We start from the raw sequence: 22,644 nt of genomic DNA on the forward strand, positions 1-22,644 counted from the left end.
CAGATCGATAACGCGCCGGAAGAAAAAGCTCGTGGTATCACCATCAACACTTCTCACGTTGAATATGACACCCCGACTCGCCACTACGCACACGTAGACTGCCCGGGCCACGCCGACTATGTTAAAAACATGATCACCGGTGCTGCGCAGATGGACGGCGCGATCCTGGTTGTTGCTGCGACTGACGGCCCGATGCCGCAGACTCGTGAGCACATCCTGCTGGGTCGTCAGGTAGGCGTTCCGTACATCATCGTGTTCCTGAACAAATGCGACATGGTTGATGACGAAGAGCTGCTGGAACTGGTAGAAATGGAAGTTCGTGAACTTCTGTCTCAGTACGATTTCCCGGGCGACGACACTCCGATTGTTCGTGGTTCTGCTCTGAAAGCGCTGGAAGGCGAAGCAGAGTGGGAAGCGAAAATCATCGAACTGGCTGGCTTCCTGGATTCTTACATCCCAGAACCAGAGCGTGCGATTGACAAGCCGTTCCTGCTGCCTATCGAAGACGTATTCTCCATCTCCGGTCGTGGTACCGTTGTTACCGGTCGTGTAGAGCGCGGTATCATCAAAGTTGGTGAAGAAGTTGAAATCGTTGGTATCAAAGAGACTGCTAAGTCTACCTGTACTGGCGTTGAAATGTTCCGCAAACTGCTGGACGAAGGCCGTGCTGGTGAGAACGTTGGTGTTCTGCTGCGTGGTATCAAACGTGAAGAAATCGAACGTGGTCAGGTACTGGCTAAGCCGGGCTCTATCAAGCCGCACACCAAGTTCGAATCTGAAGTGTACATTCTGTCCAAAGACGAAGGCGGCCGTCATACTCCGTTCTTCAAAGGCTACCGTCCGCAGTTCTACTTCCGTACTACTGACGTGACTGGTACCATCGAACTGCCGGAAGGCGTAGAGATGGTAATGCCGGGCGACAACATCAAAATGGTTGTTACCCTGATCCACCCGATCGCGATGGACGACGGTCTGCGTTTCGCAATCCGTGAAGGCGGCCGTACTGTTGGTGCGGGCGTTGTTGCTAAAGTAATGAGCTAATTGCCGAATAACATTTGACGCAATGCGCAATAAAAGGGCATCATTTGATGCCCTTTTTGCACGCTTTCACACCAGAACCTGGCTCATCAGTGATTTTTTTTGTCATAATCATTGCTGAGACAGGCTCTGAAGAGGGCGTTTAGTCCGAAACGCACCAGAGCATTTCGGTTTGGATCGCCTCGCTTACGCGGGGTGAAAATGTTTGTAGAATACTTCTGACAGGTTGGTTTATGAGTGCGAATACCGAAGCTCAAGGAAGCGGGCGCGGCCTGGAAGCGATGAAGTGGGTTGTTGTCGCTGTATTGCTGCTTGTAGCTATCGTTGGCAACTACCTCTATCGTGACATGATGCTGCCGCTGCGTGCGCTGGCCGTAGTGATTCTGATTGCCGCAGCGGGTGGTGTCGCGCTGTTGACAACAAAAGGTAAAGCGACCGTTGCTTTTGCCCGTGAAGCGAGAACCGAAGTCCGTAAGGTCATTTGGCCAACTCGCCAGGAAACATTGCACACCACATTAATTGTGGCTGCGGTTACCGCAGTAATGTCACTGATCCTGTGGGGACTGGATGGTATTCTGGTTCGCCTGGTATCCTTTATCACTGGCCTGAGGTTCTAAGATGTCTGAAGCCCCTAAAAAGCGCTGGTACGTCGTTCAGGCGTTTTCCGGTTTTGAAGGCCGCGTAGCCACGTCGCTGCGCGAATATATCAAGTTACAAAATATGGAAGAGCTGTTTGGCGAAGTCATGGTGCCGACCGAAGAAGTGGTCGAAATCCGTGGTGGCCAGCGTCGCAAGAGCGAACGTAAATTCTTCCCGGGCTATGTACTGGTCCAAATGGTGATGAATGACGCAAGCTGGCACCTGGTGCGCAGCGTGCCGCGTGTGATGGGCTTTATCGGCGGTACATCTGACCGTCCGGCGCCGATCAGCGACAAAGAAGTTGATGCGATCATGAACCGTCTGCAGCAGGTTGGCGATAAACCGCGTCCGAAAACGATGTTTGAGCCAGGTGAAATGGTTCGCGTTAGTGACGGTCCATTTGCTGACTTTAACGGCGTGGTTGAAGAAGTGGACTACGAGAAGTCCCGCCTGAAAGTCTCTGTTTCTATCTTCGGTCGTGCGACCCCGGTAGAACTGGACTTTGCCCAGGTAGAAAAAGCCTAAACAGCGATCAAAAAAGCGGCGATTTAATCGTTGCACAAGGCGCGAGATTGGAATACAATTTCGCGCCTTTTGTTTTTATGGGCCCTGTCCGTAAAACGAATTTAATCACGGGGAGCCTCCTTGAGGCGCTATAACCCAACTAGAGGAATTTAGAATGGCTAAGAAAGTCCAGGCCTACGTCAAGCTGCAGGTTGCAGCTGGTATGGCTAACCCGAGTCCGCCGGTAGGTCCAGCACTGGGTCAACAAGGCGTGAACATCATGGAATTCTGCAAAGCGTTCAACGCAAAAACTGATTCCATGGAAAAAGGTCTGCCGATCCCGGTTGTTATCACCGTTTACGCTGACCGTTCTTTCACTTTCGTTACCAAAACGCCTCCGGCAGCAGTTCTGCTGAAGAAAGCGGCTGGTATCAAGTCTGGTTCCGGCAAGCCGAACAAAGACAAAGTGGGTAAAATTTCCCGCGCTCAGCTGCAGGAAATCGCGCAGACCAAAGCTGCCGACATGACTGGTTCCGACATTGAAGCGATGACTCGCTCCATTGAAGGTACTGCACGTTCCATGGGCCTGGTAGTGGAGGACTAAGAAATGGCTAAACTGACCAAGCGTATGCGCGTGATCCGTGACAAAGTTGATGCAACTAAACAGTACGACATCAACGAAGCTATTGCTCTGCTGAAAGAGCTGGCCACTGCTAAATTCGTAGAAAGCGTAGACGTTGCCGTTAACCTCGGCATCGACGCTCGTAAATCTGACCAGAACGTACGTGGTGCAACTGTACTGCCGCACGGTACTGGCCGTTCCGTTCGCGTAGCCGTATTTGCCCAGGGCGCAAACGCTGAAGCTGCTAAAGCTGCAGGCGCTGAGCTGGTAGGTATGGAAGATCTGGCTGACCAGATCAAGAAAGGCGAAATGAACTTTGACGTTGTTATTGCTTCCCCGGATGCAATGCGCGTTGTTGGCCAGCTGGGTCAGGTTCTGGGCCCGCGTGGCCTGATGCCAAACCCGAAAGTTGGTACTGTAACCCCTAACGTTGCTGAAGCAGTTAAGAACGCTAAAGCAGGTCAGGTTCGTTACCGTAACGACAAAAACGGCATCATCCACACCACCATCGGTAAAGTGGATTTTGACGCTGACAAACTGAAAGAAAACCTGGAATCTCTGCTGGTTGCGCTGAAAAAAGCGAAACCGACTCAGGCTAAAGGCGTGTACATCAAGAAAGTTAGCATCTCCACCACCATGGGTGCTGGCGTTGCCGTTGATCAGTCCGGTCTGACTGCGACTGTGGCGAACTAATATTCGCCTTTACGTGGGCGGTGATTTTGTCTACAATCTTACCCCCACGTTTCTGCTAATTGCAGACGTATATCCGAGATATTCAGGCTGTGGCAAGGCGACAACTGAGTGAATCGCCAGGAGCATAGTTAACTATGTGACTGGTGTGAACGAAGGCAGTCAACGCCGTCACAGATTGAATAGCGACAGATAGACAAGATTTGTTCGTTGGAGCCTGGCCTATCCAGGCCTCCGTCGAAGACCGCAGGTGTTTCGTAAGAAACTTAATGCCCTGCGTAGACGGTGACAGAACGCTAAGATTATTTCTGATACTCTGGCTTGTTTCTGCTCACCGTATTTAGACGCTCTTTCCGTTGGGGAGAGTGAAGTGAGTTCCGGAACATGAGTTCCGGCAAACATCCAGGAGCAAAGCTAATGGCTTTAAATCTTCAAGACAAACAAGCGATTGTTGCTGAAGTCAGCGAAGTAGCCAAAGGCGCGCTGTCTGCAGTAGTTGCGGATTCCCGTGGCGTAACTGTAGATAAAATGACTGAACTGCGTAAAGCAGGTCGTGAAGCTGGCGTATACATGCGTGTTGTTCGTAACACCCTGCTGCGCCGCGTCGTTGAAGGTACTCAGTTCGAGTGCCTGAAAGACACGTTTGTTGGTCCGACCCTGATTGCATACTCTATGGAACACCCGGGCGCTGCTGCTCGTCTGTTCAAAGAGTTCGCGAAAGCGAATGCAAAATTTGAGGTCAAAGCCGCAGCCTTTGAAGGTGAATTGATCCCGGCATCGCAAATCGATCGCCTGGCAACTCTGCCGACCTACGAAGAAGCAATTGCACGCCTGATGGCAACCATGAAAGAAGCTTCGGCTGGCAAACTGGTTCGTACTCTGGCTGCTGTACGCGATGCGAAAGAAGCTGCTTAATCGCAGTTATCTTTCTCAAGCATCTGCTTACGTATAAACTTATTCTGATTTTCAGGAACAATTTAAATGTCTATCACTAAAGATCAAATCATTGAAGCAGTATCCGCTATGTCCGTAATGGACGTTGTAGAACTGATCTCTGCAATGGAAGAAAAATTCGGTGTTTCCGCTGCTGCTGCTGTAGCTGTAGCTGCTGGCCCGGCTGAAGCTGCTGAAGAAAAAACTGAATTCGACGTAATTCTGAAAGCTGCTGGCGCTAACAAAGTTGCTGTAATCAAAGCAGTACGTGGCGCAACTGGCCTGGGTCTGAAAGAAGCTAAAGACCTGGTAGAATCTGCTCCGGCTGCCCTGAAAGAAGGCATCAGCAAAGACGACGCAGAAGCACTGAAAAAATCTCTGGAAGAAGCTGGCGCTGAAGTTGAAGTTAAATAAGCCAACTTTTCTGGTTGCAGCCTAAGAAATTAGGCTGATGGCTGGTGACTTTTTAGTCACCAGCCTTTTTGCGCTGTAAGGCGCCAGTAGCATTTCACACTGTTTGACTACTGCTGTGCCTTTCAATGCTTGTTTCTATCGACGTCTTAATATACTGCGACAGAGCATCAGTTCTGTGTAAATCGCAATGAAATGGTTTAAGCGTGATAGCAACAGGCATTGCGGAAAGTATTCGATTTTCCGGTCAACAAAATAGTGTTGCACAAACTGTCCCTTCGTCGGACAGATGGGTCGACTTGTCAGCGAGCTGAGGAACCCTAATGGTTTACTCCTATACCGAGAAAAAACGTATTCGTAAGGATTTTGGTAAACGTCCACAAGTGTTGGACATACCTTATCTCCTTTCTATCCAGCTTGACTCGTTTCAGAAGTTCATCGAGCAAGATCCTGAAGGGCAGTATGGTCTGGAAGCAGCTTTCCGTTCCGTTTTCCCGATTCAGAGCTACAGCGGTAATTCCGAGCTGCAATACGTCAGCTACCGCCTTGGCGAACCGGTGTTTGACGTTCAGGAATGTCAGATCCGTGGCGTGACCTATTCCGCACCGCTGCGCGTAAAACTGCGTCTGGTGATCTACGAGCGCGAAGCGCCGGAAGGCACCGTAAAAGACATTAAAGAACAAGAAGTCTACATGGGCGAAATTCCGCTCATGACTGACAACGGTACCTTTGTAATCAATGGTACTGAGCGTGTTATCGTTTCTCAGCTGCACCGTAGTCCTGGCGTCTTCTTTGACTCCGACAAAGGTAAAACCCACTCTTCGGGTAAAGTGCTGTATAACGCGCGCATCATCCCTTACCGTGGTTCCTGGCTGGACTTCGAATTCGATCCGAAGGACAACCTGTTCGTACGTATTGACCGTCGCCGTAAACTGCCTGCGACCATTATTCTGCGTGCACTGAACTACACCACTGAGCAGATCCTTGACCTGTTCTTTGAAAAAGTTGTTTTCGAAATTCGTGACAACAAGCTGCAGATGGAACTGGTGCCGGAACGCCTGCGTGGTGAAACCGCCTCCTTTGACATTGAAGCTAGCGGCAAAGTCTACGTCGAAAAAGGCCGTCGCATCACTGCGCGCCACATTCGCCAACTGGAAAAAGACGATATCAAACATATCGAAGTTCCGGTTGAATACATTGCTGGTAAAGTTGCGGCTAAAGACTACGTTGACGAATCTACTGGCGAGCTGATCTGCGCAGCTAACATGGAGCTGAGCCTGGATCTGCTGGCTAAGCTGAGCCAGTCTGGTCACAAGCGTATCGAAACGCTGTTCACTAACGATCTGGACCACGGTCCGTACATTTCTGAAACTGTACGTGTTGACCCAACCAACGATCGTCTGAGCGCACTGGTAGAAATCTACCGCATGATGCGTCCTGGTGAGCCGCCGACTCGTGAAGCTGCTGAAAGCCTGTTCGAGAACCTGTTCTTCTCCGAAGACCGCTATGACCTGTCTGCGGTTGGTCGTATGAAGTTCAACCGCTCTCTGCTGCGCGACGAAATCGAAGGTTCAGGTATCCTGAGCAAAGACGACATCATCGAAGTGATGAAGAAGCTCATCGATATCCGTAACGGTAAAGGCGAAGTCGATGATATCGACCACCTCGGCAACCGTCGTATCCGTTCCGTAGGCGAAATGGCGGAAAACCAGTTCCGCGTTGGCCTGGTACGTGTTGAGCGTGCGGTGAAAGAGCGTCTGTCTCTGGGCGATCTGGATACCCTGATGCCTCAGGATATGATCAACGCCAAGCCGATTTCTGCAGCAGTGAAAGAGTTCTTTGGTTCCAGCCAGCTGTCTCAGTTTATGGACCAGAACAACCCGCTGTCTGAGATTACGCACAAACGTCGTATCTCCGCACTCGGCCCAGGCGGTCTGACCCGTGAACGCGCAGGCTTCGAAGTTCGAGACGTACACCCGACTCACTACGGTCGCGTATGTCCAATCGAAACACCTGAAGGTCCGAACATCGGTCTGATCAACTCCCTGTCCGTGTATGCACAGACTAACGAATACGGCTTCCTCGAGACTCCGTACCGTAAAGTGACCGACGGTGTTGTAACTGACGAAATTCATTACCTGTCTGCTATCGAAGAAGGCAACTACGTTATCGCTCAGGCGAACTCCAACCTGGATGACGAAGGCCACTTTGTAGAAGATCTGGTTACCTGCCGTAGCAAAGGCGAATCCAGCTTGTTCAGCCGCGACCAGGTTGACTACATGGACGTATCCACCCAGCAGGTGGTATCCGTCGGTGCGTCCCTGATCCCGTTCCTGGAACACGATGACGCCAACCGTGCATTGATGGGTGCGAACATGCAACGTCAGGCGGTTCCGACTCTGCGCGCTGATAAGCCGCTGGTTGGTACCGGTATGGAACGTGCTGTTGCCGTTGACTCCGGTGTTACTGCAGTTGCTAAACGTGGCGGTACTGTTCAGTACGTGGATGCTTCCCGTATCGTTATCAAAGTTAACGAAGACGAGATGTACCCGGGCGAAGCAGGTATCGACATTTATAACCTGACCAAATACACCCGTTCTAACCAGAACACCTGCATCAACCAGATGCCTTGCGTATCTCTGGGCGAGCCGGTTGAACGTGGTGATGTGCTGGCAGACGGTCCGTCCACCGACCTCGGTGAACTGGCGCTGGGTCAGAACATGCGCGTGGCATTCATGCCATGGAATGGTTACAACTTCGAAGACTCCATCCTCGTATCCGAGCGTGTTGTCCAGGAAGACCGTTTCACCACCATCCATATTCAGGAACTGGCATGTGTGTCCCGTGACACCAAGCTGGGGCCAGAAGAGATCACCGCTGACATCCCGAACGTGGGTGAAGCTGCGCTCTCCAAACTGGATGAATCCGGTATCGTTTATATCGGTGCGGAAGTGACCGGTGGCGACATTCTGGTTGGTAAGGTAACACCGAAAGGTGAAACCCAGCTGACGCCAGAAGAGAAGCTGCTGCGTGCGATCTTCGGTGAGAAAGCGTCTGACGTTAAAGACTCTTCTCTGCGCGTGCCAAACGGTGTTTCCGGTACGATTATCGACGTTCAGGTCTTTACTCGCGATGGCGTAGAAAAAGACAAACGTGCGCTGGAAATCGAAGAGATGCAGCTGAAGCAGGCGAAAAAAGACCTGTCTGAAGAACTGCAGATCCTCGAAGCTGGCCTGTTCAGCCGTATCTACGCTGTGCTGGTTTCCGGTGGTGTTGAAGCTGAGAAGCTCGACAAACTGCCGCGCGACCGCTGGTTAGAACTCGGCCTGACCGACGAAGAGAAACAGAATCAGCTGGAACAACTGGCTGAGCAGTACGACGAACTGAAACACGAATTCGAGAAAAAACTCGAAGCGAAACGCCGTAAAATCACTCAGGGCGACGATCTGGCACCGGGCGTGCTGAAGATTGTTAAGGTGTATCTGGCGGTTAAACGTCGGATCCAGCCTGGTGATAAGATGGCAGGTCGTCACGGTAACAAGGGTGTAATCTCTAAGATCAACCCGATCGAAGATATGCCACACGATGCTAACGGTACGCCGGTAGATATCGTACTGAACCCGCTGGGCGTACCATCGCGTATGAACATCGGTCAGATCCTTGAAACCCACCTGGGTATGGCTGCAAAAGGTATCGGCGATAAGATCAACGCCATGCTGAAACAGCAGCAGGAAGTCGCGAAACTGCGCGAATTCATCCAGCGTGCTTACGATCTGGGTTCAGATGTTCGTCAGAAAGTTGACCTGAATACCTTCAGCGATGAAGAAGTTCTGCGTCTGGCTGAAAACCTGAAAAAAGGTATGCCGATCGCAACGCCGGTATTCGACGGTGCGAAAGAGTCTGAAATCAAGGAACTGTTACAGCTGGGTGGCCTGCCGACTTCCGGTCAGATCACACTGTTCGACGGTCGTACCGGTGAGCAGTTCGAGCGCCAGGTTACCGTTGGCTACATGTACATGCTGAAACTGAACCACCTGGTTGATGACAAGATGCATGCGCGTTCTACCGGTTCTTACAGCCTGGTTACTCAGCAGCCGCTGGGTGGTAAGGCGCAGTTCGGTGGTCAGCGCTTCGGGGAGATGGAAGTGTGGGCGCTGGAAGCATATGGCGCAGCATACACCCTGCAGGAAATGCTCACCGTTAAGTCTGATGACGTGAACGGTCGTACTAAGATGTATAAAAACATCGTGGACGGCAACCATCAGATGGAACCAGGCATGCCGGAATCCTTCAACGTACTGTTGAAAGAGATTCGTTCGCTGGGTATCAACATCGAGCTGGAAGACGAGTAACTCTCGATCAAACAGGTCACTGGTGCTGGCGTAACAGCCAGCGCCAGATTGTGCTAACTCCGACGGGAGCAAATCCGTGAAAGATTTATTAAAGTTTCTGAAAGCGCAGACTAAAACCGAAGAGTTTGATGCGATCAAAATTGCTCTGGCCTCGCCAGACATGATCCGTTCATGGTCTTTCGGTGAAGTTAAGAAGCCGGAAACCATCAACTACCGTACGTTCAAACCTGAACGTGACGGCCTTTTCTGCGCCCGTATCTTTGGGCCGGTAAAAGACTACGAGTGCCTGTGCGGTAAGTACAAGCGCCTGAAACACCGTGGTGTGATCTGTGAGAAGTGCGGCGTTGAAGTGACCCAGACTAAAGTACGCCGTGAGCGTATGGGCCACATCGAGCTGGCGTCTCCGACTGCTCACATCTGGTTCCTGAAATCGCTGCCGTCCCGTATCGGTCTGCTGCTTGATATGCCGCTGCGCGATATCGAGCGCGTGCTGTACTTCGAATCTTATGTTGTTATCGAAGGCGGTATGACCAACCTGGAGCGTCAACAGATCCTGACTGAAGAGCAGTATCTGGACGCGCTGGAAGAGTTCGGTGACGAATTCGACGCGAAGATGGGTGCGGAAGCTATTCAGGCCCTGCTGAAGAGCATGGATCTGGAGCAAGAGTGTGAAACTCTGCGCGAAGAGCTGAACGAAACCAACTCCGAAACCAAGCGTAAGAAGCTGACCAAGCGTATCAAACTGCTGGAAGCCTTCGTACAGTCTGGCAACAAGCCAGAGTGGATGATCCTGACCGTTCTGCCGGTTCTGCCGCCAGATCTGCGTCCGCTGGTTCCGCTGGATGGTGGTCGTTTCGCAACATCGGATCTGAACGATCTGTATCGTCGCGTTATCAACCGTAACAACCGTCTGAAGCGTCTGCTGGATCTGGCTGCGCCGGACATCATCGTACGCAACGAAAAACGTATGCTGCAGGAAGCGGTTGACGCCCTGCTGGATAACGGTCGTCGCGGTCGTGCGATCACCGGTTCTAACAAACGTCCTCTGAAATCTTTGGCCGACATGATTAAAGGTAAGCAGGGTCGTTTCCGTCAGAACCTGCTCGGTAAGCGTGTTGACTACTCCGGTCGTTCTGTAATCACCGTAGGTCCATACCTGCGTCTGCATCAGTGCGGTCTGCCGAAGAAAATGGCACTGGAACTGTTCAAACCGTTCATCTACGGCAAGCTGGAACTGCGTGGCCTGGCCACCACCATCAAAGCCGCTAAGAAAATGGTTGAGCGTGAAGAAGCTGTCGTTTGGGATATCCTGGACGAAGTTATCCGCGAACACCCGGTACTGCTGAACCGTGCACCAACACTGCACCGTCTGGGTATCCAGGCATTTGAACCGGTACTGATCGAAGGTAAAGCTATCCAGCTGCACCCGCTGGTTTGTGCGGCATATAACGCCGACTTCGATGGTGACCAGATGGCTGTTCACGTACCGCTGACGCTGGAAGCCCAGCTCGAAGCGCGTGCGCTGATGATGTCTACCAACAACATCCTGTCTCCGGCGAACGGCGAACCTATCATCGTTCCGTCTCAGGACGTTGTATTGGGTCTGTACTACATGACCCGTGACTGTGTTAACGCCAAAGGCGAAGGCATGGTGCTGACTGGCCCGAAAGAAGCTGAGCGTATCTATCGCGCAGGTCTGGCCTCTCTGCATGCGCGCGTTAAAGTGCGTATCACCGAATATGAAAAAGATGAAAACGGCGAATTCGTTGCGAAAACCAGCCTGAAAGACACGACCGTTGGCCGTGCCATTCTGTGGATGATCGTACCGAAAGGTCTGCCTTTCTCCATCGTCAACCAGGCGCTGGGCAAGAAAGCTATCTCCAAAATGCTGAACACCTGTTACCGCATTCTGGGCCTGAAGCCGACCGTTATCTTCGCTGACCAGACAATGTACACCGGCTTTGCATATGCAGCGCGTTCAGGTGCATCTGTTGGTATTGATGACATGGTCATCCCAGAGAAGAAACACGAGATCATCTCTGAAGCGGAAGCTGAAGTTGCTGAGATCCAGGAGCAGTTCCAGTCTGGTCTGGTAACCGCAGGCGAACGCTATAACAAAGTTATCGATATCTGGGCTGCGGCGAACGATCGTGTATCCAAAGCGATGATGGATAACCTGCAAACCGAAACCGTTATTAACCGTGACGGCGTAGAAGAGCAGCAGGTTTCCTTCAACAGCATCTACATGATGGCCGACTCCGGTGCGCGTGGTTCTGCAGCACAGATTCGTCAGCTGGCCGGTATGCGTGGTCTGATGGCGAAGCCAGATGGCTCCATCATCGAAACGCCAATCACCGCGAACTTCCGTGAAGGTCTGAACGTACTCCAGTACTTCATCTCTACTCACGGTGCTCGTAAAGGTCTGGCGGATACCGCACTGAAAACAGCGAACTCCGGTTATCTGACTCGTCGTCTGGTTGACGTCGCGCAGGACCTGGTTGTTACTGAAGACGATTGCGGCACTCTGGAAGGCATCACCATGACCCCGGTTATCGAGGGTGGTGACGTTAAAGAGCCGCTGCGCGATCGCGTTCTGGGTCGTGTAACTGCTGAAGACGTTCTGAAGCCGGGTACGGCGGATATTCTGGTTCCACGCAACACGCTGCTGCACGAACAGTGGTGTGATCTGCTGGAAGAGAACTCCGTTGACTCCGTTAAAGTCCGTTCCGTTGTATCTTGTGACACCGACTTTGGTGTATGTGCGCACTGCTATGGTCGTGACCTGGCGCGTGGCCACATCATCAACAAAGGTGAAGCAATCGGCGTTATCGCGGCACAGTCCATCGGTGAACCGGGTACACAGCTGACGATGCGTACGTTCCACATCGGTGGTGCGGCATCTCGTGCGGCTGCTGAATCCAGCATCCAGGTGAAAAACAAAGGTAGCATCCGTCTGAGCAACGCGAAGTCGGTTGTGAACTCCAGCGGTAAACTGGTTATCACCTCACGTAACACCGAACTGAAACTGATCGACGAATTCGGCCGTACCAAAGAAAGCTATAAAGTGCCTTACGGCTCCGTTATGGCGAAAGGTGATGGCGAACAGGTTGCTGGCGGCGAAACCGTAGCAAACTGGGATCCGCACACCATGCCGGTTATCACCGAAGTGAGTGGTTTCGTCCGCTTCACTGACATGATCGACGGCCAGACCATTACTCGTCAGACCGACGAGCTGACCGGTCTGTCTTCTCTGGTGGTTCTGGATTCTGCAGAGCGTACTGCGGGTGGTAAAGACCTGCGTCCGGCACTGAAAATTGTTGATGCTCAGGGCAACGACGTTCTGATCCCAGGCACCGATATGCCTGCTCAGTACTTCCTGCCGGGTAAAGCGATTGTTCAGCTGGAAGATGGCGTACAGATCAGCTCTGGTGACACCCTGGCGCGTGTTCCGCAGGAATCCGGCGGTACCAAGGATATCACCGGTGGTCTGCCGCGCGTTGCGGACCTGTTCGAAGCACGTCGTCCGAAAGAGCCGGCAATCCTGGCTGAAATCAGCGGCATCATTTCCTTCGGTAAAGAAACCAAAGGTAAACGTCGTCTGGTTATCACCCCGGTAGACGGTAGCGAACCGTACGAAGAGATGATTCCGAAATGGCGTCAGCTCAACGTGTTCGAAGGTGAACGTGTAGAACGTGGTGACGTGGTTTCCGACGGTCCGGAAGCGCCGCACGATATCCTGCGTCTGCGTGGTGTGCATGCTGTAACTCGTTACATCGTTAACGAAGTTCAGGACGTATACCGTCTGCAGGGTGTTAAGATTAACGATAAACACATCGAAGTTATCGTTCGTCAGATGCTGCGTAAAGCCACCATCGAAAGCGCTGGTAGCTCCGACTTCCTGGAAGGCGAGCAGGTTGAATACTCCCGCGTCAAGATCGCAAACCGCGAGCTGGAAGCGAACGGCAAAGTGGGTGCAACGTTCTCCCGCGATCTGCTGGGTATCACCAAAGCGTCTCTGGCAACCGAGTCCTTCATCTCTGCAGCATCGTTCCAGGAAACCACGCGTGTCCTGACCGAAGCAGCTGTTGCAGGTAAACGTGATGAACTGCGCGGTCTGAAAGAGAACGTCATCGTGGGTCGTCTGATCCCGGCAGGTACTGGTTATGCGTACCACCAGGATCGTATGCGCCGTCGCGCAGCGGGCGAACTGCCAGCTGCACCGCAGGTAACTGCTGAAGATGCGTCTGCCAGCCTGGCAGAACTGCTGAACGCAGGCCTGGGCGGTTCTGACAACGATTAATCGTTGCCGACCATAATAAAAAACCCGCTTCGGCGGGTTTTTTTATGTCTATGTTATTTCTGATGGCGTTTATCAGGTCTACGAAGCCATCCGGCAGTGTCATTAATTTATCGGTGGTAACCGCCGATAAAGCTCAATCATATCGCCGGCCAGATCCTGAATCACCATGGCATTCATCAGGTGGTCCTGCGAATGGACGGTGATGAGATTAACCGGTAGTTTGCCAGTTCCTTCGTCAATACCGATCAGCTGGGTCTGGATTTTATGCGCTTGTTTGACGTACTCGCGTGATTCCGTCATCGCTTGTTCTGCACCGGAGAAATCACCTTTACGCGCCAGTTGCAATGCCGTCAGGGCCTGGCTGCGTGCAGCGCCAGCATTTACCAATAACTCCATGATGATCGTTTCTAACTCTTCCATACCATCACTCCAGTAGTTTCAGCGCCTTATCCAGTACCGCATCGCCTTTCATCATGCCGTAATCCATCATGTCGATAACGGCGACCTTTTTGCCTAGTGGGTCGGCGATCGCCTGTAGCTTGGCCTGTTCATACTTAACCTGTGGACCGAGCAAAACGATATCCGCTGTAGCGATATTCTCTTCAAACTCGGCCACCGGGACGGCTTTGATAGTGACGTCGACGCCTTTTTTCTGGGCGGCATCTTTCATCCTTTGCACCAGCATGCTGGTGGACATTCCGGCGGCACAGCATAAAACGATGTTTTTCATAAGCAGTCTCGATCAACATGTGTGAGTTGATAATTATCGCGAGCCAGCTATAGCAACAACTGCTTTGCAACGATTGTGTGCAAGGCATCACAAAGAAAGCCGCTTTTTCTGAAACCGGTTACAAAAAGAGGCAGAACCCTGCGTTCTGGACCAGAGCCAGCGGCTTTTTGACTCGCTTATCACATGCTGGAATATATAATCACTGTCAATAAAGACATGTTATAAAAAACAGTATTGACAGCGTTTTTTAAACCCGTATGTTAATACTTAACAGCGGAGAAATTGTAGTTTGCTGTTAACGTAGTAAGTGTTAGTAGAGCTTGATTGGGGTTTGCGATAAAGGCCACGAAGTATTTTTTGTATGGGATAGTCGATGCTGAAAACGCTATTTTTCACTTCGACAATGCTTTCAGGCCACGTAGTTGATATATCTAATCGCAAAAAGTCAGTAAAACGCGACGATGTAACGCCATGATTTTATAGTAAATGTTTGTGATTTCTGCTTTTCTGGTTATCACAAGGGAAATAAGGCAACGCATCAAAGAGTATATGTCGCGAGGGGAAGTGTACTTGTTTAGGTCACCAGCCTTGAGTTCTATTATCAAGCGGGTGGAATGTGTTTAACGGTAAATAGAGGAAAGCTTCAGTTAGTATCAATATCCAATATTATCTGTAGTAAACGTGTACATTTTAAAGTAGTACCATCAGCAGTATTAAATCGTTAAGTTTATTAATGTTAAATTTGAAGTGTGTAGTAACGTAAAGCCCTGACTGCAATAGTCGGGGCTTTTGTTCATTGTAGATCAAGCTTTTATCCAGGATGCTTAGCCGCGATGGTTCAACATTGCATCACTCAGTGGGTATTAAAAAAATTAATGCTTGCTTAATGATTAGAAGTAGGTCTACTATAGCGGCATCGGTTTGGAACACAGACCTTATGCAAGCAGTTTTAGTAAAGCAGTTCTCAGTTCAAGCGTTATCCTCAGATACTCTTCTTCATGAGCCTCCTCCCTAAGTGCCCCATAAGTTAATTTCTGCAAACAGGCCATCTTCGCTGCATAAGCGGCTCAAAAACATGAAAGGAAGTATCTATGTCTAACAAAATGACTGGTTTAGTAAAATGGTTTAACTCTGATAAAGGCTTCGGCTTTATCACTCCTCAGGACGGTAGCAAGGATGTGTTTGTGCATTTCTCCGCTATCCAGAGTAACGATTTTAAAACGTTAGACGAAGGTCAAAAGGTGGAGTTCTCCGTGGAGAATGGCGCTAAAGGCCCGTCTGCTGTTAACGTTGTCGTGCTGTAATCGCCGATAATTTCACGAGCGCTTACGATAGCGATGAAGGCCAGAGCCCGAGCAGTTAAGTGTCAGTGAAGAAAAAACCCGCGAAAGCGGGTTTTTTTGTTTATGCGATTGCTCCTGACCTACGGTACCTGTGAAGCGCGCCCCAGATAGCTGTCCCAGTCTTTCCACACGGGCTGTAAACCCTGGGCCATGAGTGCTTCAGCAACGGCTTCTGGGCGACGATCGTCGTGCGGGGAGAACTGTTCCAGTTCGGGGTGGTTATCGGCATAACCACCGGGCTGGGTTTTTGAGAAGGCGCTGACGTTGTTGATCGCCAACGGGATCACATGGTCACGAAACCATGGCGATTCGCGGGTGGAGAGCGACAGCTCAATTTCTGGCGCCAGTAAACGAAACGCGCAAATGGTCTGGACCAACTGTCGCTCATCCATGATCGATGCAGGCTCAACGCCTCCGGTGCATGGGCGCAGGCGAGGGAAGGAGATAGAGTAACGGCTCTGCCAGTAATGCTGCTGCATCCATAGCAGATGTTCAGCCACCATATAGCAATCAACCCGCCAGCTGTCGGACAAACCAATCAACGCGCCAAGACCGATTTTGTCGATCCCTGCGCGGCCCAGCCTGTCCGGCGTTTCCAGGCGCCAGAAGAAATCCTGCTTTTTCCCTTTTAAATGGTGGCGAGCGTAAGTTGCCTCATGATAACTCTCCTGATACACCATCACGCCATCCAGCCCCAGCGTCTTCAGCTCTGCATATTCAGCCTCTGACAACGGCTGTACCTCCATCTGTAAAGAGGCGAACTGGCGGCGAATGGCAGGCAAATGGCGACGAAAGTAATCCATCCCCACTTTTGCCTGATGTTCACCGGTGACCAGCAGCAGATGCTCAAAACCCAGCTCACGGATAGCCGCACACTCCCGTATTATCTCATCTTCGTCCAGCGTTTTACGTTTGATACGGTTGCTCATCGAAAAACCGCAGTAGGTGCAGTCGTTGGCGCAAAGGTTGGAGAGATACAACGGCACGTAAAAGCTCACCGTGTTACCAAAACGCTGACGGGTGAGCTTCTGCGCCCGCTGCGCCAGCGGCTCCAGATAATCGGCGGCGGCAGGAGAGAGCAATGCCATCAGATCGTCGCGACTAAGATGCGAAGCGTTGAGGGCGCGCTCCACGTCAGCGGCGGTTTTACCGTTGATACGCAGGCGGATGTCGTCCCAGTCCAGCTGTCGCCAGCGGTCGCTGAACGTTTTCATGCGAAGGCCTCCAGGAATCCGGTTAACGGGCTGGTGGGACTTGCCTGCGAACTTTTGCTTCCTGGTACCGCCTGGCGTGCCAGCAAGCCAGCTTCAACGGCCAGGCGGAAGGCGGTTGCCATCATCACCGGGCTGTCGGCTACCGCGATTGCCGTATTGACCAACACCGCGTCGGCGCCCATTTCCAGCGCCTGCGTGGCGTGGCTGGGGACGCCGATGCCTGCATCAACCACCACCGGCACGGTCGCCTGTTGGATAATAATCTCCAGCATCGCTTTGGTTTCCAGCCCCTGATTAGAACCGATGGGCGCGCCGAGCGGCATGACTGCAGAACAGCCTACTTCTTCCAGCCGTTTGCACAGCACCGGATCTGCGCCACAGTAAGGCAGCACCACGAAGCCCTTTTTCACCAGTGCTTCTGCGGCTTTCAATGTTTCGATTGGATCGGGTAACAGCCAGCGGGCGTCCGGATGGATTTCTAATTTCAGCCAGTTTGTGCCCAGCGCTTCACGCGCTAACTGGGCAGCAAAAATCGCCTCTTCAGCGGTTTTTGCCCCCGAAGTGTTGGGCAACAGCGTCACACCAGCTTCTACCAGCGGCGCCAGAATAGCATCGTTGTGCTGACGCAAATCCACGCGCTTCATGGCCAGCGTTACCAGTTGGCTGCCGGAGGCGCGAATCGCCTCGACCATCAGCTGCGATGAAGCAAATTTTCCGGTGCCGGTGAACAGATGCGAATCAAACGTTTTGTCGGCAATACGTAACATATCAACCCCCTGCAATAACCTGAAAAAGCAGGATCTGGTCGCCTTCCTGCACGATTTGCTGCTCCCACTGCTCGCGCGGGAGGATCTGCTGATTGAGCGCCAGCGCCGCGCCCGGTTTAAGCTGATTAAGCGCAGTGAGCAGCCCACTGACGGTTTGTCCTTCGGCGCACTGCATCGGCTCATCATTGAACTGAATCTGCATGTTGCCCTCCGCATACCGGGCAGCCGCTGGCGCGTCGTAGTGCGAAGCTGCGCCACTGGCTGGTTTTACCGTCAAACAGGCGTAGCTCTCCGCTGGGCGTCTCAATACCGCTGAGCAATTTAATCGCTTCCAACGCCTGCAGGGTGCCCATCACGCCCACAACCGGTCCGACGATACCGGCGGTACGGCAGTTGCGTTCGGGCTCTACATCGTCCGGCCACAGGCAGCGGTAACATCCTTGTTCCCACGGGGGCGTCAGCACCATCAGTTGGCCGCCAAAGCCGACGGCGCTGGCGGTGACGAGCGGGGTGTTGAGCGTTACGCAGGCGGCGTTAATTTCCTGGCGCGTGGCCATGTTATCGGTACAGTCGAGCACCACATCGGCACGCGCTACCGCATGCCGAAGCGCATCGCCTTTCAGTCGCTGCTGGAGTGACACCAGCTCGATATCCGGGTTGAGCCGCGTCAGGCGCTGCTGGGCAACCTGCGATTTTGAACGTGCGATATCATCAGTGGTAAACAGGATCTGGCGCTGCAGGTTGCTCAGATGAATGTCGTCATCGTCTACCAGCGTCAGTTTTCCGATGCCTGCTCCCGCCAGATACAGCGCGGCAGGCGAACCTAACCCGCCTAAACCGACAATCAGCACATGGCTATCGAGTAGTTTTTGCTGGCCTTCAATGGCGATATCGCCGAGCAGGATCTGCCGGCTGTAACGCATAAAGTCGCGGTCATTCATCGCCCACTCCCGCGATATCCAATAACTTCGCCGTGGTGGCCTGCCAGTCAGCCGCCTGGGTAATGGCGCTGACCACGGCAATGCTGCCGACGCCGGTCGCCAGTACCGCCGGGGCGCGCTCAAGGCTGATACCGCCAATGGCGACGGTCGGGTAATCCGCTAATCGTTCAATATGGTTTGCCAGTTGCGTGAGTCCCTGCGGGGCGGAAGGCATCTGTTTGGTTTGCGTGGGGAAAACATGACCCAGCGCGATATAAGAAGGCTTAGCGGCGAGCGCGATGTCGATCTCCATATCATCGTGAGTGGAGACCCCCAGGCGCAGCCCCGCCGCCTGAATCGCCTTCAGGTCAGTGGTTTCAAGGTCTTCCTGGCCCAGATGTACGCCGTAAGCGCGGTGCTTAATTGCCAGACGCCAGTAGTCGTTGATAAACAGGCGGGCGTCATAGCGACGCCCCAGTTCAATGGCGGCCATAACGTCGGCTTCGACCTCTTCATCACGCTTATCTTTAATGCGCAGTTGGATCGTGCATACGCCCGCCTGCAGCAAGCGTTCAATCCATTGCACGCTGTCCACCACCGGGTAAAGCCCGAGGCGGAACGGCACGGTTGGGAAATCAGGCTGGTACATTACGCCTCCTCTTTTTTGAGGTAGATTTCGCCGCCTTTGGCACGGAAGTTTTCCGACATATCCGCCATGCCGACTTCAATCGTTTGTGCAGCAGCGTAGTCGCGAACCTCCTGGCTGATTTTCATCGAGCAGAACTTCGGCCCGCACATGGAGCAGAAGTGGGCGACCTTACCGGATTCCTGTGGCAGGGTTTCATCGTGGTAGGCACGGGCGGTGAATGGGTCGAGCGCGAGGTTAAACTGGTCTTCCCAGCGGAATTCGAAGCGCGCTTTCGACATCGCGTTATCGCGGATCTGCGCGCCCGGATGGCCTTTCGCTAAGTCAGCGGCATGGGCGGCAATCTTGTAGGTAATCAGCCCTTGCTTCACATCTTCTTTGTTCGGCAGGCCGAGGTGCTCTTTTGGCGTGACGTAGCACAGCATCGCGCAGCCAAACCAACCGATCATCGCCGCACCGATCCCGGAAGTGAAGTGGTCGTAGCCCGGTGCGATATCGGTGGTCAACGGTCCTAAAGTGTAGAACGGTGCTTCATGGCAGTGCTCCAGCTCTTCGGTCATGTTGCGCTGGATCATATGCATGGGCACATGACCTGGGCCTTCTATCATCACCTGCACGTCGTATTCCCAGGCGATTTTGGTCAGCTCGCCCAGCGTATGCAGCTCGGAGAACTGCGCTTCGTCGTTCGCATCCTGAATTGAACCCGGGCGCAGGCCGTCACCTAGCGACAAAGAGACATCGTAGGCGGCGCAGATTTCGCAAATCTCGCGGAAATGTTCGTACAGGAAGTTCTCTTTGTGATGAGAAAGGCACCATTTCGCCATAATTGAACCGCCGCGTGAGACAATGCCGGTCAGGCGTTTGGCAGTCATCGGCACGTAGCGCAGCAGCACGCCCGCGTGAATGGTGAAGTAGTCGACGCCCTGTTCGGCCTGCTCCAGCAACGTGTCGCGGAAGGCTTCCCAGGTGAGATCTTCGGCGATCCCGTTGACCTTCTCCAGCGCCTGGTAGATCGGCACAGTACCGATCGGTACCGGACTGTTACGCAGGATCCACTCGCGGGTTTCGTGGATATAGCGACCGGTGGAGAGATCCATCACCGTGTCAGCGCCCCAGCGCGTCGACCACACCAGCTTCTCGACCTCCTCTTCAATGGAGGAGGTGACGGCAGAGTTACCGATGTTGGCGTTAACCTTCACCAGGAAGTTGCGACCGATAATCATCGGCTCGGATTCCGGGTGGTTGATGTTGGCAGGAATAATCGCGCGGCCCGCGGCCACTTCATCACGCACGAATTCCGGCGTGATGTTTTCCGGCAGGCGTGCACCAAAGTTCATCCCCGGATGCTGGTGACGCAGCACTTCACTGCGAATGCGCTCGCGGCCCATGTTTTCACGGATGGCGATGAACTCCATCTCCGGGGTCACTATTCCCTGGCGGGCGTAGTGCAGTTGGGTGACTCGCTTACCCGCTTTGGCGCGCTTTGGTGTCAGCAGGCCGGTGAAACGCAGCTCGTCCAGGCCATCGTCGGCCAGACGTTCTTTGGTATAAGCGGAACTCCGGTCGTCTAATTCTTCGCTATCGTTACGCGCCGCAATCCACGGCTGGCGCAGCTTTGCCAGACCCTGCTGGACGTTAATCGCCACGTCAGGATCGCCATACGGTCCGGAGGTGTCGTATACCGGAACGGCTTCGTTCTCTTCGAACTGCGGGTTGTCTTTGTTACCGCCAGTCAGCGTTGGGCTGAGCTGAATTTCGCGCATCGGAATGCGAATATCCGGCTGCGAACCGGTAATATAAATGCGTTTTGAGTTAGGGAAGGCGGTCCCTTCCAGTGTATCGATAAAGTGTTGGGCTTGAGCGCGCTGTTCGCGGCGTGATGGTTTAGTAGTGGCAGACATAGCTCATTCCAAATAAAAGTAAGGATATGGCTTGTCAGACGACGGATGAAGCAAGAGAGAAGCTCGCCCGGGGGCGATGCTATTGTAGATTGACTCTTGTTCCCTTCGCAGGTTTTAACCTGATCAGGTTCCGCGGATCCCGAATTAACGGTCTCAGCCTTTTCCACTCATGCTGCTGTGGAAAATAAGCACTCCGACAAGAAGTAACCTCAGTAAAGAGGTAATGAATGTAAACTACGCGTTAATGCCGTAAATCTCAAGCATGACGTTTGAGAGTGCTACTCTCGTGCATTGCGTCAAATACCAGCATGATCAGCTTATCTTCCAGCACGAATCGGGCTTCCAGTGCCTCGCCGAGATCCGATAAAACCTGTTGAAATTCAAGGAAGTTATCATGATCAATCGCAGTTTCCAGGCTGGAGTCATAGTAGTCCATGATCAGCTGCGTATTGGCTTCCAGCAGCGGCCAAATTTTTGTGGCTTTTAAAAGCTGCCCGTTCCCTTCCAATTTATGGAGAATACGTTCATAAATACTGAAGTGTCCGGTGGAGAGGTAATCGACCAGGCTCTGACAAAAATCATCCAGCGCCTTTTCATTGAGTCGCATGTACGATTCTTTGCCAGGCTTAATGCCAACCAGATTGTAGTAAGCCACGAGCAGGTGCTTACGTACATGTAGCCAGCGATCAACCAGTTTATTACTTCCTCCGACGTGCTCCGTCAGGCTTTCCAGCTGGTTTAGCATGATTGACTCCGCAAGATGGTGTTTAGGAACTGCTCACCCGTAAATGTAAAAATAATGTAAACAACATGCCTGTGAAGCAAAGGTTGCGCAAGAGATATGGATCGTATAATTGAAAAATTAGATAGCGGCTGGTGGATCGTCAGTCATGAGCAAAAGTTATGGTTACCTCATGGCGAGCTACCTTATGGCGACGCAGCCCGTTTTGATCTGATTGGTCAGCGCGCGCTGCCAATAGGCGAGTGGGAAGGGGAGACTGTCTGGCTGGTGCAGCAGCAGCGTCGACACGATATGGGGTCGGTGCGCCAGGTCATTGACCAGGACGTTGGCCTGTTTCAACTGGCCGGACGCGGCGTACAGCTGGCGGATTTCTATCGCTCGCATAAATTCTGCGGCTACTGCGGCCATCCCATGCACCCGAGTAAAACGGAGTGGGCGATGCTCTGTAGCCACTGCCGTGAACGTTATTACCCGCAAATTGCCCCGTGCATAATCGTCGCTATTCGCCGAGATGATTCCATCCTGCTTGCCCAACATGTTCGCCATCGTAACGGCGTGCATACCGTACTGGCAGGTTTTGTCGAAGTGGGCGAGACCTTAGAACAGGCGGTGGCGCGTGAAGTTATGGAAGAAAGCGGGATTAAGGTGAAAAATCTGCGCTATGTCACTTCTCAGCCCTGGCCATTCCCGCAGTCTTTGATGACCGCATTTATGGCGGAGTATGATAGCGGCGAAATCGTCATCGACCCGAAAGAGCTGCTGGAAGCGAACTGGTATCGCTATGACGACTTACCGCTCTTACCCCCGCCGGGTACTGTCGCGCGTCGATTGATTGAAGACACTGTGGCAATGTGTCGGGCTGAGTACGAGTAAAGAGCGAGTGGTGATACAC

20 protein-coding genes and 1 riboswitch are annotated in these 22,644 nt (G+C 52.6%); of the genes, 11 read left to right on the forward strand and 9 right to left on the reverse strand.

The window, feature by feature from the left end; all coding sequences use genetic code 11:
- The 9 genes from tuf to rpoC all read left to right on the forward strand — a co-directional run.
- A partial coding sequence (gene tuf, locus OGY08_RS00590) for an elongation factor Tu (RefSeq protein WP_058842576.1) occupies nt 1–1,041 on the forward strand: 1,041 nt, incomplete at its 5' end.
- 230 nt (nt 1,042–1,271) lie between these two features.
- On the forward strand, nt 1,272–1,655 hold the full coding sequence (gene secE, locus OGY08_RS00595; RefSeq protein WP_003033128.1) for a preprotein translocase subunit SecE: 384 nt from the start codon (nt 1,272–1,274) through the stop codon (nt 1,653–1,655).
- Nucleotide 1,656: 1 nt separating this feature from the next.
- Complete coding sequence (nusG, locus tag OGY08_RS00600; protein WP_003033125.1) at nt 1,657–2,202, forward strand: transcription termination/antitermination protein NusG; 546 nt, start codon at nt 1,657–1,659, stop codon at nt 2,200–2,202.
- A gap of 154 nt (nt 2,203–2,356) precedes the next feature.
- On the forward strand, nt 2,357–2,785 hold the full coding sequence (rplK, locus tag OGY08_RS00605) for a 50S ribosomal protein L11 (RefSeq protein WP_003033122.1): 429 nt from the start codon (nt 2,357–2,359) through the stop codon (nt 2,783–2,785).
- A gap of 3 nt (nt 2,786–2,788) precedes the next feature.
- Nucleotides 2,789–3,496, forward strand: coding sequence for a 50S ribosomal protein L1 (rplA, locus tag OGY08_RS00610; protein WP_003033119.1), 708 nt, complete (start codon nt 2,789–2,791; stop codon nt 3,494–3,496).
- Between the two features lie 414 nt (nt 3,497–3,910).
- Entirely contained in the window at nt 3,911–4,408 is a 498-nt protein-coding gene (gene rplJ, locus OGY08_RS00615) for a 50S ribosomal protein L10 (protein WP_001207203.1), read from the forward strand.
- A gap of 66 nt (nt 4,409–4,474) precedes the next feature.
- Nucleotides 4,475–4,840 carry a 50S ribosomal protein L7/L12 gene (gene rplL, locus OGY08_RS00620; protein WP_003033114.1) on the forward strand — a complete coding sequence of 122 codons (366 nt, stop codon included), beginning with the start codon at nt 4,475–4,477 and terminating at the stop codon, nt 4,838–4,840.
- A gap of 320 nt (nt 4,841–5,160) precedes the next feature.
- Nucleotides 5,161–9,189, forward strand: coding sequence for a DNA-directed RNA polymerase subunit beta (gene rpoB, locus OGY08_RS00625; protein ID WP_125363702.1), 4,029 nt, complete (start codon nt 5,161–5,163; stop codon nt 9,187–9,189).
- Nucleotides 9,190–9,265: 76 nt separating this feature from the next.
- Complete coding sequence (gene rpoC, locus OGY08_RS00630; RefSeq protein WP_003826919.1) at nt 9,266–13,489, forward strand: DNA-directed RNA polymerase subunit beta'; 4,224 nt, start codon at nt 9,266–9,268, stop codon at nt 13,487–13,489.
- Nucleotides 13,490–13,591: 102 nt separating this feature from the next.
- Here the strand turns inward: rpoC and OGY08_RS00635 are convergent, their stop codons facing one another.
- Nucleotides 13,592–13,909 carry a PTS lactose/cellobiose transporter subunit IIA gene (locus OGY08_RS00635; protein WP_048215162.1) on the reverse strand — a complete coding sequence of 106 codons (318 nt, stop codon included), beginning with the start codon at nt 13,907–13,909 and terminating at the stop codon, nt 13,592–13,594.
- Nucleotides 13,910–13,913: 4 nt separating this feature from the next.
- Entirely contained in the window at nt 13,914–14,219 is a 306-nt protein-coding gene (locus OGY08_RS00640) for a PTS sugar transporter subunit IIB (RefSeq protein WP_003033102.1), read from the reverse strand.
- Nucleotides 14,220–15,310: 1,091 nt separating this feature from the next.
- Here OGY08_RS00640 and cspE point away from each other — a divergent pair.
- Nucleotides 15,311–15,523 (forward strand): transcription antiterminator/RNA stability regulator CspE, encoded by a 213-nt coding sequence (cspE, locus tag OGY08_RS00645; protein WP_071446117.1) that lies wholly within the window; start codon nt 15,311–15,313, stop codon nt 15,521–15,523.
- 119 nt (nt 15,524–15,642) lie between these two features.
- Here cspE and thiH read toward each other — a convergent pair whose 3' ends face one another.
- The 7 genes from thiH to OGY08_RS00680 form a co-directional block, all read right to left on the reverse strand.
- Entirely contained in the window at nt 15,643–16,776 is a 1,134-nt protein-coding gene (gene thiH, locus OGY08_RS00650) for a 2-iminoacetate synthase ThiH (protein WP_008787119.1), read from the reverse strand.
- Nucleotides 16,773–17,543 (reverse strand): thiazole synthase, encoded by a 771-nt coding sequence (thiG, locus tag OGY08_RS00655; protein ID WP_032945651.1) that lies wholly within the window; start codon nt 17,541–17,543, stop codon nt 16,773–16,775. The genes thiH and thiG overlap by 4 nt, the downstream gene beginning before the upstream one ends.
- Nucleotide 17,544: 1 nt before the next feature.
- Nucleotides 17,545–17,745: a sulfur carrier protein ThiS gene (gene thiS, locus OGY08_RS00660; protein ID WP_016155307.1), complete on the reverse strand. Its 201-nt coding sequence runs from the start codon at nt 17,743–17,745 to the stop codon at nt 17,545–17,547.
- Nucleotides 17,726–18,484, reverse strand: coding sequence for a HesA/MoeB/ThiF family protein (locus OGY08_RS00665; protein ID WP_003826902.1), 759 nt, complete (start codon nt 18,482–18,484; stop codon nt 17,726–17,728). The genes thiS and OGY08_RS00665 overlap by 20 nt, the downstream gene beginning before the upstream one ends.
- Nucleotides 18,477–19,112, reverse strand: coding sequence for a thiamine phosphate synthase (thiE, locus tag OGY08_RS00670; RefSeq protein WP_071446119.1), 636 nt, complete (start codon nt 19,110–19,112; stop codon nt 18,477–18,479). The genes OGY08_RS00665 and thiE overlap by 8 nt, the downstream gene beginning before the upstream one ends.
- Nucleotides 19,112–21,010, reverse strand: coding sequence for a phosphomethylpyrimidine synthase ThiC (gene thiC / locus OGY08_RS00675; RefSeq protein WP_071446122.1), 1,899 nt, complete (start codon nt 21,008–21,010; stop codon nt 19,112–19,114). Before thiC ends, thiE begins: the two co-directional genes overlap by 1 nt.
- 83 nt (nt 21,011–21,093) lie before the next feature.
- Nucleotides 21,094–21,216, reverse strand: a riboswitch (TPP riboswitch).
- A 50-nt stretch (nt 21,217–21,266) separates the two neighbouring features.
- Nucleotides 21,267–21,755 carry an Rsd/AlgQ family anti-sigma factor gene (locus OGY08_RS00680; protein ID WP_003826892.1) on the reverse strand — a complete coding sequence of 163 codons (489 nt, stop codon included), beginning with the start codon at nt 21,753–21,755 and terminating at the stop codon, nt 21,267–21,269.
- Between the two features lie 96 nt (nt 21,756–21,851).
- Here OGY08_RS00680 and nudC point away from each other — a divergent pair, with 96 nt between their 5' ends.
- Complete coding sequence (gene nudC / locus OGY08_RS00685) at nt 21,852–22,625, forward strand: NAD(+) diphosphatase (RefSeq protein ID WP_125363703.1); 774 nt, start codon at nt 21,852–21,854, stop codon at nt 22,623–22,625.
- Nucleotides 22,626–22,644: the final 19 nt, after the last annotated feature.

This window comes from Citrobacter sp. Cpo069, assembly GCF_030332785.1.
In the GTDB taxonomy this organism is placed as follows: Bacteria; Pseudomonadota; Gammaproteobacteria; order Enterobacterales; family Enterobacteriaceae; genus Citrobacter; species Citrobacter portucalensis.